We start from the raw sequence: 15,891 nt of genomic DNA on the forward strand, positions 1-15,891 counted from the left end.
GAGCCATTTTCTAAAAAATTGCAACAATGTTTTAAAGAGATTTTAGAGAGCAAGGGTATTTAAGTAGTTTTAAATGGAATTAAATTAACAAGACAAAACAACTAAAAACTATCAAATACCCACTCAATAAGGTTACTTATCGCCTACGCTTATGTGTGTAGGTGTTTTCATTAGAAATTGTCTAGGCTATTATCATTATTGCCATAGTCTTGTTGCTCTTGCAAGGCATTAAGGGAATGAGATTGTTTTTCAAGTTTTTTATGTATTAGTTGAGCCATTACCCCTAATTCTAGGGCTGTTTCTTCTAAGTCCATAATTTGATTTAATAAAGCATCTAGTTTTATGTCTACTAAATAATCGCTCACTAATTTATCAGGGTCTTTGCTAAAATCTTTTAAGCGACTTGCTAAATCTAAGTTAAAATGTTCTTCATAATGCTTGGCTAAAAAATGCAAATCAAATAAATCTCTAGCTTTAGTTCTTGTATGCTCCCCATCAAAGCAAGCACAGAGTTTGTTATCAATAATACGCTCTATTTTAGCAATTCGCATTCCCTCAATCACATTGACTTCGCTCTCTTTTGGTGCGTCTCTATAAGATATTTCTAATTTTAAAGTTTGTTCTTCTTTATTGTCTTTGGTAGCATAACGCACCATATAACGCCCCACACTATCAGTGTCTTTTTTAATATGAATATCATTTAAGATAATGCCATTAGGAATAGCGCTCTTTACTCTGCCTAAGAGATTGATTTTTTTATGACAATCAAAGTCTAAATCTTCTGAAAAACGATTTAAGCCATAGCCTAGATACAAAGCTGTTCCGCCTTTTAATACCATAGGGGTGTCGGCTAGATTTTTAACAATGGCTCTCATCAGTTTTTCATGATTAAGAGCTTGTTCGCTTAAACTCACTCTATAATGGGGTTTCTTGCTATCCATTTATCCAAATTCTCTCTTTCTTGCTTGTTTAATTTGGGTTTCATCACTTCTATAAGAGCATAGACACTCTTTTTATCTTCAATACTAGGAAACCATTCATCTAGCATAACAACCCCTAGCTTTCCAGTTTGCAATACAGAAACATAGAGACAATCTACACAAGCTCTTGGATGCTCTGCAATATAAGTGGGAGTATGTTTAGGGTAATAGCCCATTTTATTGAGCCTTGCTGTGCCATCTATAATGCCTAGATTGCCTAGTAGTTTATTAGTATTATGAGCTTGTTTTTCACCATAGATATAAACCCCTATATCATCAAACGCATTCTCCATTAAAGCATAGCTACTATGCCAATCTCCTGTGCCTTGTGGGCTATGGATATTTAAAGCCACAATAGAGCTAACATAGACTTCTTTTGAAGTGGGTGGAATGTATAACATGTTAAACTCCCTTATTAGTTTTAATTAGGTTCTAGTTTAGCAAAATTTCACTTACTACTTCTTATGATACTCATTGATAAAATCCCCACACACTTTCATACTATATTTAAATCCTTTGGGGAGCTTGACATTATGCTTTTTAGCTAACATCTCAGCAAAGCTAATTTGTTTAGGCGTAGCGGGTCTATTTTCATCATTATTAGAGCTACTAGCCTTTTTGTTGTTTTTCTTAAAAAACTCATGCTCTTTAATGTATCGGTCTAAAAACGCCTTAGCCACTCTGTTGTCTTCTTTGTAGTTTTTAAGCTCTTCGCTTAAATTTAATTGCAAATCTCTTAAAATGTTTTCTATATAAGTGATTTGTCCTTCACTACTAGGCTTTATCTCATCATCATTTCTTTCTAGTTTTTCAATCTTAGGGCATTTAGTGGCTAAATTTTGTAGAAAATCTAAGTATGAGCTTTTATTTTCTACAATCTCATCTAGCACTTCTTCCATTTGTTTGGTGTAGGTCAAATCAATAATGAATTGATAAGCATTTTCAAACACTTCTATCACTCTTTTACCCTTATGCGTAGGCGTAATAATGTGTTTTTTATCTTGGCTAATGCTGATATATTCTCTTTTTAAAAGAGTAGGCAAGTAACTCGCATAAGTGCTAGGTCTGCCTATGCCTTTATTTTCTAAAAGCTTGACAAAATCTGCCTCTTTATAAGCACTTGGGGCATTTCTTTTAATGGTGGCTAAAACTAAGTCATTTAGACTTAACACATCATCAATTTTTAGATTAAATTGTGCGTTTTGTTCTTTTTCTTTATTGTCTTTATCATCATTACTTTCATCATTTTCTAGCTCTTTTTTAGAAAACATTGCTAAAAACCCAGCGCTTTTTAAACTCTTAGCAGAACATTTAAAATACTCATTTTTGATTTTAAAGAGCAAATCTTGCTTGTCATAAATGGCATTCTTTAGAGAATGTAATTATTTATAAAACTCTTATCTAAGCTTCTTTTTAAAGGAAGTTTATGAAGTTTTTAAAATCCCTAAACTGCACTTCAATTCTAAAGAGTGCTAAGAAATGTTTTTAGAAAGTTTTATTCTTTAAAAAGTTATCGCTTTACAACCAGGCTCTTTGGTTTGATTGTAAAAAACGCTTCTAGCGTTTTAGATTTTATTCTTTTATTTTGCTGGTGGTTGCTTTTTATTTCTTTTATTTTTAACTTTTTTAGTTTGGGGTGTTGTGGGGTTTGTGTTTAGATTTTTAGAACCGATCTAAAAGAAAACTTTTTCATCAAGTTTCTTTTTTAAAAAAGCCTAAAAATTTCTTAAACACTTCTTTAGGATCGAATGCATCACACACCTTGCACCCATACATGCCAATTAAAATCACAAGCCAGCTCACATACACCCAGCTCATCAAAAACCACAAAATAGAAACGCTCCCATACAGCTCATGGTAGGTGCGGTTGTATAACACATAATAGGTGAAGGCCCATTTTAACACATGCCAAGAAACGCTCGTAAAAAATACCCATAAAAACACCCAAAAATAATGTTTAAACACCTTATTCGTAGGAATGGTAAAAAGGATCAAAAAAAACGCGTAAGTGCCTATCCATCTTAAAACATGCAACAAGCTTGAATCTTTATCCTCAAAAAACACTTGGATCTTAATATCAAAAAACACCACCAAGGGCAAAGCGAATAAAAACACTAAAGTCGTGCCAAAACCCCAAAATAAAAAGATTTCTTTACCCTTAAAATGCGCATAATCTCTGGGCTTTGCTTGAAAAATTTTTGACGCAATAGAGCGGTAATTTTCACAAAAAAGCACCAACGCCACCACAATAGACACCTCTTCAAGCGTGCCTAAGGTCATGTCTGTTTTTTTAAAATTTTCTAAAAAATCCTTAATCGCGCCAATGAGTTTAGGAGCGTTGGGGAAAATCAAGGCTTCCATTTCACCGCTGTGCGCTTGCAGGTAATGAGACACAAAAAGACTAAACACAAACAACAAAATAGGCGATAAAGACAAAATCGTATAAAAACTCAAGCTAGAAGCGTAGTAAAACAATTCGCTCAAGCCCAAAAAGGCGTTTTTCAGACGCTTGGGGAAAATCATTCTAAGAAGGCGCAAGAACCCTCTAACGCTTTTAAAAAGTTCTCTCATTAATGACAGCTTGTCGCCATTGTCAAACCATAAGAGAGCAGTTTTTCTATATCTTTTTTAGGGGCTTTGCCTTTGGTGGTTAAATAATCCCCTAACACCACCGCATTGATGCCGTATTCAAAAAGCTTGGCTTCCTTTTTATCGTTATCTTTAAACACCACTTCACGCCCCCCAGCCACCATAAGCCTAGTGTTAGGCAAAAATTCCTTAGCCAAAAGCACGCATTCTAGGGCTTCATCCGCGCTTAAAGTCTCTGCATTAATGGGCAATACCGGGTTTTTAATGAAAAAATTAATGGGCGTGGTGTGCGGGGAGAGCGAAGCTAAGGCTCTGAGCATTTCAATTCGATCTTCCCAGCTCTCATTAAGCCCAAAAATCCCCCCACTGCACAAGCCTAATCCCGCCCTTAAAGCGTTTTCGCATGTGATAAACCTTTCTTCCCATGTGTGTGTGGAACAAATCTTAGGGAAGAAATTTTGCGAAGTCTCCAAATTATGGTTATAGCTGTGAATGCCCGCATCTCTTAAAAACTCTAGTTGATCTAAATCCGCGCGCCCGCAGCATGCGATTAGATGCAAGCCTAATTCTTCTTTGTTGATGGCTTTAGCTAATCTAGCGATGTATTCGCATTTTTCATCGTCTAATTCGCGCCCTGAAGTAACCAGACAAAACCCTAAAGCCCCTAATTGTTTTAACGCTCTAGCCTCTTGTAAAACCACTTTTTCATCTTTGAATTTATAGCGCTTGATCGCTCCTTGGTGGTGTGAGCTTTGCGTGCAATAAGCGCAATCTTCCTTGCAATCCCCACTGCGCACATTGGAAATAGAACATAAAAAAATCTCTTGCATAATCATTCCTTTGTTTTAAAAAAGTTGGTTTTTTGAGATTGATTATAGCAAAGAAAAAGAAGCGCTTTTTGATTTTAAGGGCTTTATTCCATTAAATATTAAAACTAAAACTTTATTTGATTTTCATTCAATTGTTCGCTTACACACTTAAAATTAATCTCAAAACTTTACGCTATAATTTTCCCACTTTTTCATTAAGGGATTTCATGCAAGATTCATTCATTCAAAGTTACCCCCCCCCCCCCCAATCAGTAATAAAAGATTGCACGCCAAATAACGCGCCCAGTAATGGAGAAATAGAGCTACCCACTCACATCACCAGTAATTTAAAAAAAGAGCTTAGAGATTATCAAAAAAAAGCGATACACAATTATTTAGAAAAACGGCAATCCAACCCAACTCAAAAGTATTTCATGTTTGAAATGGCCACCGGTAGCGGTAAAACCTTAGTGATGGCGGGTTTGATTTTAGAATGCTACAAGCAAGGCTATCAAAACTTCATCTTTTTTGTGAATAGTGTTAGCATTTTAGAAAAAACGAAATTGAATTTCACAGACAGCGCCTCATCAAAATACCTTTTTAGTGAGAATATCAATATCAATGATGAAAACACAGAGATTAAAAGCATCAATAATTTAAACGAGAGCCACAACAACGCTATCAACATTTATTTCAGCACCATTCAAGGCTTGTTTTCATTATTCACTAAAGCTAAAGAAAACGCTATCACCCTAGAGGATTTAAAAGATCAGAAATTGGTTTTTTTAGCGGATGAAGCGCACCATTTAAACACAGAGACTAAAAAGAAATTAAATGATAGTGAGGCTAGTGAAAAACGCAACTGGGAAAGCGTGGTGAAATTAGCCCTAGAACAAAATAAAGACAATTTATTGCTGGAATTTAGCACCACTATCCCTAATGAAAAAAGCGTTAAAGACAAATATGAAAATTTAAAGGTGGTAACTTACACCTTAAAAGAATTTAGCGAGGATAAATTTTGCAAAAACATCTACTCCCTTTCTTATGAAAACAAAGAATTAGAAACGCGCTTTTTAGGGGCATGCGTTTCCAGTTTGTATAAAGAATTACTAGCCCAACACCACAATATTGAAAACTTTAAACCATGCATTTTGTTTAAAAGCGAAAGGATTGAAGACAGCAAGGCAAATCAAGAGCGCTTCAACGCCTTTTTAGAAAATTTAAGCCCTTTAGATTTAGAAAATTTTTTCCATTACAGCCGCAACGCTTTTTTTAAAGCCGCTAAAAGCTTTTTTGATGAGAAAAATTACACCGCTAACCTTGTGGCATTCTTGCAAACGAAATTCAAAAAAAGCACCCAGATCAACACCAACAACGAAAAAGAATTAGAAAAAGGCATGCTTTTATTGAACTCCCTAGAAGACAGAGACAATCCTAAAAGAGTGATTTTTAGCGTGGATAAGCTCAATGAAGGCTGGGATGTGTTGAATTTGTTTGACATTGTCAGGCTTAAAAACAAAGCGAGTCAAAAAGACACCATTAAAGACGCCCAGCTCATAGGGCGAGGAGCGAGATACTACCCCTTTAGCTATAACGATTTCAAGCCAAGCCGCATAGAGTTTTACCAACGCAAGTTTGATTTTTCCAACCCATTAAGCACGCTAGAGAGATTAGACTACCATGCCATTTATGACAGCGAGTTTATCGCTAAATTAAACAACGAGTTACAAGATTTAGGATTAGGATTTGTAAATGAAAAACAGACTATCCCTTTAACGCCCACCAAGCGTTTCAAATGCTACTATGCGAGCAATAAAAGAGAAAAAAATAACAACCTGTTCAATAAAGACTATTCAGACCCTGTTGAAGCCACACTCCAAAGTTTGCATGTCCCCTTATTTGGCTTTATTGTGCGTGAAAAGAAAGTGGATTTTAAAGAAGAAAATAAAGGCGATACAACTTATTATATACCCCACACCTTAGATAAAATCCCTATAAACTATTTTTTAAAAGCCCTTAATTTAAAAAACCTGGATTTCAAAACGCTTAAAAAAGCCTTTAAAAAACATGCCTTTAACAATAAAGTGGGATTTATAGAGCAATATATTTCGCCATTGAAAACAAACTTCCATAAAAACCAAAAGTTTGATGACAACAAAATCCTTTTAAAACTCGCTGTTTATATCATTGGAAACTTAAAAGACACGCTTTTAAAAGAGCAAGATAAATACGATGTGAGCACGTTAGAATTAAAAGAATTTGAAACGCATAATAAAAGCCTTAGCGCTAGCGAATGGGAAAAAGACATTCCCTTTTATGAATGGCTGCTTTTTAAAGACATGCGAAAACTAGACAGCGATTTAGAAAGGAAGTTTTTAGATTTTATCAACGACCATAAAGAGCTTTTAGACAAGAAATTCAAAGAATGGTGCGTTTTAAGGAACGATCATTTCGCTGAATTAAAAGTTTTTTGCAATATAGAAAATAGCCCCTTTTATGCGCAAGGTTTTGAGCCGGATTTTATCCTTTTTGCCCAAACGCATGAATATGAATTTTTAGGCTTCACTTGTTATATGGAAGTTAAAGGCGAGCATTTAGAGCCTTCTAACGCTTGGAAAAAAGAATTTTTAGAAATGCTAGAAAACGCTACGCTTAAAAGCCATAACAAAAAACTCCATTTAAAAGGCTTGCCTTTTTTCACGCTCCATAATAGCGTAGTCAATGGCGATTTTCAAACCGCTTTCAGTCAAATTTTTAAGGACAAAGAATGTTAAAAACCCCACTCAAAACCCTACTAGATGCTTTAATTAATCATTTCACTAAAGAACGCTTAGTTACTTTAATCTTACAACATGATGAAAAGCTTTTAACTTTCATGCTTGAGCATGAAAACGCTAACGACTACAAAAACGCTTTTTTTAAAACGATCGCCAACACGCTTGTATTCAATGAAAAAGCGTTATTGGAGTGTTTAGAAACAAAAGAATTAGATCGCTCTTTCACGCAATTTAAAAATAAAATAGGCTTATTTTCACAAGGGGGCTTTTTAAAGTCTAGCGGATCCGTCGTTTTGAATTTCCCTTTTAAAGACAACGTTTTACTTGGTAACGCTAAAGATAACAACACCAAGTCTAACGAGCTTTTTTACCATGAAATATTGCATAAAAAAGAAATTGACACGCTTTTAAGCCCGAAAGTGTTGTGCCGTTTTGAAATGCATGGAGAAGGCGATTTACAAAGCGCTTTAAAAGATAAAAACACAAACTACCTTATCAAAGGGAATAATTTGATCGCCCTTCATTCTTTAAAAAAGAAATTCGCTAAACAAGTGAAATGCATCTACATTGACCCCCCTTATAATACCGGTAATGACAGCTTTAATTACAACGATAATTTTAACCACAGCTCTTGGCTAGTGTTTATGAAAAACAGGCTTGAAGCGGCTAGGGAGTTTTTAAGCGATGATGGCGTGATTTTTGTGCAATGCGATGACAACGAACAGGCTTACTTAAAGGTTTTAATGGATGAGATTTTTCTTAGGGAGAATTTTGTGGCGAGTTTGCATGTAGAATTATCAACAACGCAAGGCATGAAAGTGGCTTCGGCTAAAAAAGGAAATATTGTTAAAAATGCCGAATATATTTTAATTTATTCAAAAAATATGGAGAATTTTAGTTTTAACCGTTCTCTTTATGTAGCTAAAGAATGGGATGAACACTATTCGATCTATATAGATCCTAAAACTAAAAAACGAGAAACACTATTAAATTTCTTAAAAAGTAAGTATGAGAATATAACAAAAGACAAAGTCATGGCTCTTTACAATGATGATAAAGACTTTAGAGATTTTGTCCATAAAAATGCGGATAATATCTACAGAGATAATAATGCTGAGATTAATTTTAATTTCACGCAAGAACAAGAAAGCAATCTTAATAGTGGAGAGATTGTAGAATATAATCAATATTTAATATTTAAAAATTCAAATAATATTATAAGACAACTTCTTAAATTAAGTGATACTATTGGCGAAACTGATGATTTTGACGCAAAAATTGGATTAAGAAAAATAAGGGGAGATTGGTGGGGAAGCTTTTATAAAGATATGATGAATATCAATAAAGAAGCAAATTTAGTGTGGAAAGCTGGCAAAAAACCCGAAAGACTCATTAGAGATATTTTAGAAATAGCCACCCAAGAAAACGATCTCGTGTTAGATTTTTTCGCTGGGAGCGGGACGACTTGTGCGGTGGCGCACAAAATGAAACGCCGCTACATTGGCATCGAGCAAATGGACTATATAGAAACGATCACCAAAGAAAGGTTAAAAAAAGTCATAGAGGGCGAGCAAGGGGGCATTTCTAAAAAATGCGGTTTTAAAGGGGGTGGGAGTTTTGTCTATGCTGAATTGAAAGAAGTGAATTTAGGAATTAAAAAACAAATCCTTAACGCTAAAAGCACCGATGAATGCCTAAAAATCTTTAACGCTCTTAATGAACGTTTTTTAAAACGCGCCGATTGCAAGATTGATGAAATTGATAGCGAAGAGTTCCAAAATTTAGATTTAAACGAGCAAAAAAGGATTTGTTACGATCTTTTAGACTCTAATGAAGACTATTTGAACCTAGGCGATATTGACGAAGACGCATGGGGGATAGATGGGATCACTAAAAAATACAATGAAATTTTTTATTCCTAAGTTTGATTATTCAACGCACGCCGCTTAACGCATCAAAACGCTACGCCTATTTAGTGGGTAAAAATAAACGATTAAAAATATTGTTGTAGTATTCAAGCCAATCAAAAAGGAGCAAAACATGAAAACCTTTAAAAACCTGCTCTGTTTTAGCCTGATCGCTATGAGTTGGCTCCAAGCGGACATGCTGGATAATTTCACTAAGGCCATTAACAGCTACACCACTAAAAAGCTTAATGAAATCAAGGATCAAGTCAATAGCGCTAACCCCGCTAAAAATCACAATACCACTCATAACGCTAATGGCATGCTCACTAACATTGATTGTAAGGTCTTAAAAAATAACTTCTATTCGGTGTGTTATTCTAGCGAATTAAAAAACCCTATTTATGGCGTGAGCGTGTTATTTGGGGATTTAGTGGATAAAAACAATATTGAAAAACGCTATGAATTTAAAACGGACACACGATTAGCCAAATACCAACAAGCCACGACACAAGATTACACCAGAAGTGGTTTTGATAGGGGGCATTTTGTGGCGAATGACGCTTCTTTTGACTTTGCCTCTAATCCTTTAAGAGAGACTTACAGAATGACTAATATCACCCCTGAAGCCAAAAACACCAACAGGCATTCTGTTTTATTGGTAGAAAAAGAGGGCCGTAATTTGGCTAGGAAATACCATCAAGTTTTAGTAGAAGAACTCACCATCATCAAACAGGGTTATAGAACATTTAGCTCTAAGAATATCGCTATCCCTAGCGGCTTTTGGTACCACTATGATACAAGCCTAACGGACAGCTATGAAAACGCTAAAAGCGAATGCTTTTACATCCCTAATGACAACCAAAAATATCCCTTACAAGAAATGAGAAGAGATTGTAAAGAATATGAGCGAGTTGAAAAGCAAGTGGTTTTTAAGAACAATAAAAACACTGAGTTGAATGAATTGCCTAAGTATCTTAACAACGCTAAGAAGTATTAAAACCGCTCTTAAAATGCCCGTAAAAACACCGGTATTTTTGATAAAGGTTTAAGAAATCAAATTTCTAAACGGCTTAAAACTGGTTTTTTTATGAGAAGCGATAAAAGTTTTATGGGCGTTGGAGGAATGAGATGAAATTATTATTACAATTATGGCAAACACAACAATAGATCCGGGTTTAAGATAATCTCTTATAGTTGTTTGCTGGTTTGCTAGATAAATCCATGCTATCCATATGAAACAGCCTATAATTGAAACAGCCTATAATCCATAAAAACAATCCAAATACCCCATTTCGCTCCTCGCACCCCTAAAAACAACAATATACAAAATTTTAAATTATTTTACATGAACTCCTGGAGTTTGTTCGCTTGCGCCATCCATTCTGCAAGGCTTTCATAATCGTTATTTTCTATCCAAGCCTTAGCTTGCGCGATTTCTTTTTCGCATTTTTCAATCGCTTCTAAGACATTGTCTCGGTTTTGTTTGAAAATATCTTTCCACATTAAAGGCGAGCTTTTAGACAAACGGCTCATATCCCTAAAACCCCCACCCGCTAAGGATAAAATCATCTCTGGGTCGTTTTGCTTTAAAACGCTATTAACTAACGCATAGCTCAAAACATGGGGCAAATGGCTGATATAAGCCACATGGGTGTCATGCTCGCTAGATTTCATTTTAATCAAGCGCGCTTTAATGCCCAAAAAGATTTCTTTAGCGAGTTCTACTTGCTCAGTCCCTGAATCTTCTAAATCGCACAATATCACCAAAGCGTTTTCATACAACCCCTTAACGCTCGCTTTAGGGCCATAAAACTCTGTCCCGCACATGGGGTGCGCGGCGATGAAATTTTGACGGATGCTTTTAGGGATACTATGAATGATTTGAGCTTTTGCCCCCCCTAAATCAATGATCGTTGCGCTTTTTTTAACGGGAGTCATTTTTTTCAAGCAATCAATGATGCCTTCAACCGGAATGGCTAAAAAAATCACATCGCATTCTAAAATCTTTTCAAATCCCACGCATTCATCTACAAGCCCCAAAGTCAAGGCTAATTTAGCATGCAAAGCGTTGTGATCATAGCCCATAACGCTTTTAAAACGCCCTAATTCTTGCAAGGCTAGCCCTAAACTGCCCCCCATGAGCCCTAAACCAATAATGCCTGCTTTCATGCCAAATTCTAAAGTAAGGTTTTTTCTAACACTTCAGCGATGTTTTTCACCGCAACGATGTTTAAATTCTCTCGCACTTCAGCAGGGATCTCGTCTAAATCCCTTTCATAGTTTTTGACAGGAATGAGAGCGGTTTTAATGCCGGCTTTAAAAGCGGCGATCAACTTTTCTTTCAACCCTCCTATGGGTAAAACTTCCCCGCTCAAAGTCAATTCGCCCGTCATTGCCACTTCGCTTCTTGTAGCCCTGTCGCATAAAATGCTCGCCATCACGCTCGCCATAGCGATCCCAGCGCTCGGGCCGTCTTTAGGCGTAGCCCCCTCAGGGACATGCAAATGCAAATCGTAAGCGTTATAAACTTTCAGCGCTTTTTTCTTTTTCTTACTCTCTGTATCGGTTTCGCTAGGGATTTTAGGCGCCTTTAAGGTTTCGTTATCCAATAAGACTTTGACAACAGAAAAGGCAATAATGGCGGATTCTTTCATCACATCGCCTAAGCTCCCGGTGAGTTTCAATTCCCCCTTACCCCTGATCTTAATTGCTTCAATTTTAAGCACATCACCGCCCACTGGAGTCCATGCCAAACCATTGACGATACCGATTTTATTTTCTTCATCTATGGGGTCAATTTCAAACACCATGCGTTCTAAATACTCTTTAAGGTTATCAGGCGTGATAGAGACGCAGAAATCTTTGTTTTCGCCTCTTTTTTCGCTTTTTTCATTTTCGCCTTTTTGATCTTCGCTTTTTTTATCCTCGCCTTTTTTGGTTCGCCCTTTTTTGTGCGGGTTATCTTCTAGGTATTTTAAAGCCACTTTACGCATAATCGTTGCGATCTGTCTTCGTAAATCCCTAACGCCCGCTTCTCTGGTGTATTTTTCAATAATGAGTTTCAAACACTCATGGCTAATATCCACTTCGCTAGGCTTTAAGGCGTGCTTTTCTAATTCTTGGGGGATGAGGTAGTTTTTAGCGATCTCTTCTTTTTCGCTAGGCGTGTAGCTGGACACGCTGATAAATTCCATTCTGTCTCTTAAAGGGGCCGGGATTCTGTCAATATTATTGGCGGTAGCGATAAAAATCACTTGCGACAAATCAATGCTAAAATTCGCATAATGATCCCTAAAGGCGATATTTTGCTCAGGATCTAAAATCTCTAATAAAGCGCTCGCTGGATCGCCCCTAACGCTCCTATCCACTTTATCAATTTCATCTAAAACCATGACCGGATTCATCTTTTTAGCTTCAATAAGCCCTTGGACAATACGCCCAGGCATGGAGCCTATGTAAGTGCGTCTGTGCCCTCTTAATTCATTCACGTCTTCTAAGCCCCCTAAAGCGATCCGAACTAAAGGGCGCTCTATCGCTTTAGCGATGGAATTAGCCAAACTTGTTTTACCCACGCCAGGAGGCCCATAAAAGCATAAAATCGTGCCTTTAGCTTTGTCTTTTTTTTCTGGTTTTTTCTTGTGGCGCATTTCTAAAAGCTGCATGGTGGCAAAGTATTCTACAATACGCTCTTTAGGCCTTTTTAAGGAATAATGATCGTTATCTAGTTGCTCTTTGACATGCTTAATGTCAAGCGCTTTTTTCCCGTATTGCCCAAAAGGCACATCTAACATGGTTTCAATGTAATTTTGTAAAGTCGCGCTATCAGAGCTGTCTGCATGGGTTCGGCTCAGCCGGTCAATTTGCTTTTTGATTTCCTTAAACGCTTCTTCTTTCAAGAAAGGCTTGATGCTTTCTAGTTTTTGGTAGTATTGGTTTAAATCTTCATCTCGCTGTTTGTCTGTGCCAAGCTCTTTTTGGATTTGTTTGAGCTGCTCTTTTAAGAAATATTCCTTATTGGTTTGCTCCATTTTTTGATGGACTTTGGATTTGATTTCTTTTTGGAGCTTTTGGGTTTTAGTCTCTTCTATCACAATATCAATCAAATCCAACAAGCGCTGTTCGGTGTTGTTGTTGGCAAAAAGAGAATACGCTTGATCTTTTTTTAAATGCAAAGCCGCTGCGATTAAATCAGCGATGCGGTTAGGATCGTCATTGTCTTCTAAGGCTTTGATCAGATCCGGGGGGAAGAGTGAGCTGACATTGGCTAGAGTGATCACTTTTTCTTTTAACACTTCCACGATCGCTTGAATGTTTTCTTTATCGTATTCTAAATATTCAATAGGGCTTATTTGAGCTTCTAAAAAGCCTTGCTCGTTTTCTTTAGCAGGCTCTAAAATACGCCCCTTAGCGATGCCATTAAAGAGCAATTTCACGCGCCCATTAGGCATGTTGGCTTCACGCATGACAGAGCCTATCACCCCCACATCATAATAAGGGGCTTCATTATCGTTCAATCTGTCTTTTTGGCATGCAATAAAGACTAATGATTTATTGTTTTTAGCGTAAGCCACCGCCTTGATGCTCGCGTTATTTTGCAAAAAAATAGGGGCTATCATAAAGGGGTATAAAAAGGTGTCTTCTTCTACCAATAAAGGCAGAATTTTAGGAAAATCTTCAGTCATTTTTCATCTCTCTGTTATAAATTTGTATGGTTTTGAAATATCCTACCAATCAAAAATTAACACATACCAAGGCATGTGCGATGGTTTGGGTTTAGTCTCTTTTTCTAAAGTCTCATCTATCCTTTCTAAATAGCGTTTCACGCCCTCAGGCTTGTGGCGTTTTTTATAGACATTCGCGATCGCGCGATTGAGCTCGTTTTGCCCTAAAATGAATTTGATTTGCATGTATTCCACATAGGGGCGGTAACGGCTGTTAGGGTATTTTTCTATAAATTCGCCCAAACTCACAATAGAATTAGAAATAAATTCTTGGTCTTTAGAATGGTTTTTGAAAGCGTAATAATGCGATTGCAATTTCAAAAAGGTCAAATAATCCACATTGTCCTTCGTCCCAAAGCGCTTGATGTATTCATCAAAGTAAAAAGACGCTAAAACATACTCTTTCTTTTTCATGTGCGCTTGCCCTAAAGCTAGCATCGCCTCTGGGACGAGTGGGGAATTGATGTGTTCGCTTTGTAAGGAAGAATAGTAATTGTCCGCTGTTTCTAAATTAGCAAAAAGGATTTCTCTTAAAATCCCTTGATACCAAAAAATCGCCGGTTTGTTGTATTCGTCTTTTTTTTTCTTTTTGTTCGCGCAACCGGTGCCTATCACAATAATCGCCATTGCGATAAAAAGGAAAGTTTTAAAATGTTTTAAACGCATGCCACCTATCTTAATTAAATTTTTGAATAACTCATGGTTATTTTTTCTTATCTTTCTTATTCCTATCAAATAATTTAAAAACTATTTCTCCAATCAAGCACACCGCACCAAAAACGTTCCACCCAGTGCTGTAATGAGATTTGCTGGGATTGTTTTTCTTGATTTGTGGTTTTATCTTGCTCATTCCTCACTCCTTATTATATTTTATAATTGTTCAGTTAAACTTCCATCATGGTTAAGTTATTGGGATTATACCCAAAACTAGCAAAAATTGATTTTACCAAAATTGTTTGATATAATACAGAGTTTAGTTTAGAAATCATTGAGCGCTGGTTTTAAGGCGGTCTTTTATTCTTTAAGGAGAAGATTTTGTGCTTTTTTAAAGGGAATGCAATCGCCTATGCTTTTTGATGTGAAAGCGCCTATTTTGGGGTTTGAAACCATTCATAAAATGCGTTTGCAAAAGATTGATGAAATCTTTTTGCGTTTGAATAGTGCAGAAGAGAATTCCGTGGTGTCTTTCACGCTGGTCAATCCCTTTGCTTTAAGAAAATACGAATTTGAAGTGCCTACCCCCTTAAAAATCCTTTTAGAATTAGAGGGAGCCAAGAGCGTTCTAGTCGCTAATATCATGGTCGTTCAAACCCCTATTGAGCTTTCTACGGTGAATTATTTAGCCCCTTTAATTTTCAATTTGGACAAGCAGCTCATGGGGCAAGTGGTTTTGGATTCTAACAAATACCCACACTATCATTTAAGAGAGAATATTCTAAGCCACACGCATGAATGATGCATGAGCGGTGTTTGAATAAAGCGTTTCTTTAAGTTTATGGCGCAATGCATCGGTGTTTTTGCAAATACAAGCGAGCGGTTTTCTTATGGTATAATAGCGGTTATTTTTTAGAATAACCAACGCTAAAAATGGCGCTTTAATTGAATCCAAAACAAGGAGTTTATTTTATGGAACAAAGCCATCAAAACTTACAATCTCAATTTTTTATAGAGCATATCTTACAGATTTTACCCCACCGCTATCCCATGCTCTTAGTGGATAGAATTATAGAGTTACAAGCCAATCAAAAAATTGTCGCTTATAAGAATATCACTTTTAATGAAGACGTGTTTAATGGGCATTTCCCTAATAAGCCCATTTTCCCGGGCGTTTTGATCGTAGAGGGCATGGCGCAAACGGGAGGGTTTTTGGCTTTCACTAGCTTGTGGGGGTTTGACCCTGAAATCGCCAAAACAAAAATCGTGTATTTCATGACGATTGACAAGGTTAAATTCCGCATTCCTGTAACCCCAGGCGACAGATTGGAATACCATTTAGAAGTCTTAAAGCATAAGGGCATGATCTGGCAAGTGGGCGGCACGGCTCAAGTGGATGGCAAAGTGGTCGCTGAAGCCGAATTAAAAGCCATGATCGCAGAGAGAGAATAAAA

General features: G+C 36.6%; 13 protein-coding genes and 2 pseudogenes. 5 read left to right on the forward strand and 10 right to left on the reverse strand.

Annotated features, from left to right (window positions below; translation table 11 throughout):
• Window positions 1–136: 136 nt before the first annotated feature.
• The 5 genes and pseudogenes from QT76_RS06350 to QT76_RS06370 form a co-directional block, all read right to left on the reverse strand.
• Window positions 137–941 (reverse strand): annotated as a pseudogene (locus QT76_RS06350) (nucleotidyl transferase AbiEii/AbiGii toxin family protein).
• The gene (locus QT76_RS06355; RefSeq protein WP_000965792.1) at window positions 911–1,381 is read right to left on the reverse strand and encodes a hypothetical protein; all 471 of its coding nucleotides are present in this window, start codon (window positions 1,379–1,381) and stop codon (window positions 911–913) included. Before QT76_RS06355 ends, QT76_RS06350 begins: the two are co-directional and overlap by 31 nt.
• 54 nt (window positions 1,382–1,435) lie before the next feature.
• Window positions 1,436–2,350 (reverse strand): annotated as a pseudogene (locus QT76_RS06360) (DNA topoisomerase); the annotation flags it as partial.
• Window positions 2,351–2,672: 322 nt separating this feature from the next.
• Entirely contained in the window at window positions 2,673–3,551 is an 879-nt protein-coding gene (locus tag QT76_RS06365) for a YihY/virulence factor BrkB family protein (protein ID WP_033617063.1), read from the reverse strand.
• Window positions 3,551–4,399, reverse strand: coding sequence for a biotin synthase (locus tag QT76_RS06370; RefSeq protein WP_033617064.1), 849 nt, complete (start codon window positions 4,397–4,399; stop codon window positions 3,551–3,553). The genes QT76_RS06365 and QT76_RS06370 overlap by 1 nt, the downstream gene beginning before the upstream one ends.
• 206 nt (window positions 4,400–4,605) lie before the next feature.
• Between QT76_RS06370 and QT76_RS06375 the strand changes: the two genes are divergently transcribed.
• The 3 genes from QT76_RS06375 to QT76_RS06385 all read left to right on the forward strand — a co-directional run bounded on the left by QT76_RS06375 (window position 4,606) and on the right by QT76_RS06385 (window position 10,059).
• Entirely contained in the window at window positions 4,606–7,152 is a 2,547-nt protein-coding gene (locus QT76_RS06375; protein WP_033617065.1) for a DEAD/DEAH box helicase family protein, read from the forward strand.
• The gene (locus QT76_RS06380) at window positions 7,146–9,077 is read left to right on the forward strand and encodes a site-specific DNA-methyltransferase (RefSeq protein WP_033617066.1); all 1,932 of its coding nucleotides are present in this window, start codon (window positions 7,146–7,148) and stop codon (window positions 9,075–9,077) included. Before QT76_RS06375 ends, QT76_RS06380 begins: the two co-directional genes overlap by 7 nt.
• Before the next feature lie 118 nt (window positions 9,078–9,195).
• A complete protein-coding gene (locus QT76_RS06385) occupies window positions 9,196–10,059 on the forward strand; it encodes a DNA/RNA non-specific endonuclease (protein WP_033617067.1) in 864 nt (287 codons plus the stop codon).
• A gap of 344 nt (window positions 10,060–10,403) precedes the next feature.
• Here QT76_RS06385 and QT76_RS06395 read toward each other — a convergent pair whose 3' ends face one another.
• The 4 genes from QT76_RS06395 to QT76_RS08405 are packed head-to-tail and all read right to left on the reverse strand — an operon-like array spanning window position 10,404 to window position 14,633.
• On the reverse strand, window positions 10,404–11,231 hold the full coding sequence (locus tag QT76_RS06395) for a prephenate dehydrogenase (protein WP_033617068.1): 828 nt from the start codon (window positions 11,229–11,231) through the stop codon (window positions 10,404–10,406).
• An 8-nt stretch (window positions 11,232–11,239) separates the two neighbouring features.
• A complete protein-coding gene (lon, locus tag QT76_RS06400) occupies window positions 11,240–13,744 on the reverse strand; it encodes an endopeptidase La (RefSeq protein ID WP_033617069.1) in 2,505 nt (834 codons plus the stop codon).
• Window positions 13,745–13,786: 42 nt separating this feature from the next.
• A complete protein-coding gene (locus tag QT76_RS06405; RefSeq protein WP_001237300.1) occupies window positions 13,787–14,449 on the reverse strand; it encodes an outer membrane protein assembly factor BamD in 663 nt (220 codons plus the stop codon).
• A gap of 37 nt (window positions 14,450–14,486) precedes the next feature.
• Complete coding sequence (locus tag QT76_RS08405; RefSeq protein WP_162971676.1) at window positions 14,487–14,633, reverse strand: hypothetical protein; 147 nt, start codon at window positions 14,631–14,633, stop codon at window positions 14,487–14,489.
• 216 nt (window positions 14,634–14,849) lie between these two features.
• Here QT76_RS08405 and fliW point away from each other — a divergent pair, with 216 nt between their 5' ends.
• On the forward strand, window positions 14,850–15,239 hold the full coding sequence (gene fliW / locus QT76_RS06410; protein ID WP_033617084.1) for a flagellar assembly protein FliW: 390 nt from the start codon (window positions 14,850–14,852) through the stop codon (window positions 15,237–15,239).
• Here the strand turns inward: fliW and QT76_RS08675 are convergent.
• The gene (locus tag QT76_RS08675) at window positions 15,219–15,392 is read right to left on the reverse strand and encodes a hypothetical protein (RefSeq protein ID WP_001916212.1); all 174 of its coding nucleotides are present in this window, start codon (window positions 15,390–15,392) and stop codon (window positions 15,219–15,221) included. The two genes, fliW and QT76_RS08675, sit on opposite strands and share 21 nt — an antisense overlap.
• A 17-nt stretch (window positions 15,393–15,409) precedes the next feature.
• On the opposite strand from QT76_RS08675, the gene fabZ reads away from it, so the two are divergent.
• The gene (gene fabZ, locus QT76_RS06415; protein WP_000438079.1) at window positions 15,410–15,889 is read left to right on the forward strand and encodes a 3-hydroxyacyl-ACP dehydratase FabZ; all 480 of its coding nucleotides are present in this window, start codon (window positions 15,410–15,412) and stop codon (window positions 15,887–15,889) included.
• The last annotated feature ends 2 nt before the right edge of the window (window positions 15,890–15,891 follow it).

Source organism: Helicobacter pylori SA37A (genome assembly GCF_000476015.1).
Taxonomy (GTDB): domain Bacteria; phylum Campylobacterota; class Campylobacteria; order Campylobacterales; family Helicobacteraceae; genus Helicobacter; species Helicobacter pylori_DB.

Bases quoted from the DNA above. Each gene is read 5' to 3' on its own strand.
- QT76_RS06395 (WP_033617068.1), bottom strand. From the start codon at position 11,231: ATGAAAGCAGGCATTATTGGTTTAGGGCTCATGGGGGGCAGTTTAGGG.
- QT76_RS06370 (WP_033617064.1), bottom strand. From the start codon at position 4,399: ATGCAAGAGATTTTTTTATGTTCTATTTCCAATGTGCGCAGTGGGGAT.
- QT76_RS08405 (WP_162971676.1), bottom strand. From the start codon at position 14,633: ATGAGCAAGATAAAACCACAAATCAAGAAAAACAATCCCAGCAAATCT.
- QT76_RS06365 (WP_033617063.1), bottom strand. From the start codon at position 3,551: ATGAGAGAACTTTTTAAAAGCGTTAGAGGGTTCTTGCGCCTTCTTAGA.
- QT76_RS06405 (WP_001237300.1), bottom strand. From the start codon at position 14,449: ATGCGTTTAAAACATTTTAAAACTTTCCTTTTTATCGCAATGGCGATT.
- QT76_RS06355 (WP_000965792.1), bottom strand. From the start codon at position 1,381: ATGTTATACATTCCACCCACTTCAAAAGAAGTCTATGTTAGCTCTATT.
- QT76_RS06375 (WP_033617065.1), top strand. From the start codon at position 4,606: ATGCAAGATTCATTCATTCAAAGTTACCCCCCCCCCCCCCAATCAGTA.
- lon (WP_033617069.1), bottom strand. From the start codon at position 13,744: ATGACTGAAGATTTTCCTAAAATTCTGCCTTTATTGGTAGAAGAAGAC.
- fabZ (WP_000438079.1), top strand. From the start codon at position 15,410: ATGGAACAAAGCCATCAAAACTTACAATCTCAATTTTTTATAGAGCAT.
- QT76_RS06385 (WP_033617067.1), top strand. From the start codon at position 9,196: ATGAAAACCTTTAAAAACCTGCTCTGTTTTAGCCTGATCGCTATGAGT.
- fliW (WP_033617084.1), top strand. From the start codon at position 14,850: ATGCTTTTTGATGTGAAAGCGCCTATTTTGGGGTTTGAAACCATTCAT.
- QT76_RS06380 (WP_033617066.1), top strand. From the start codon at position 7,146: ATGTTAAAAACCCCACTCAAAACCCTACTAGATGCTTTAATTAATCAT.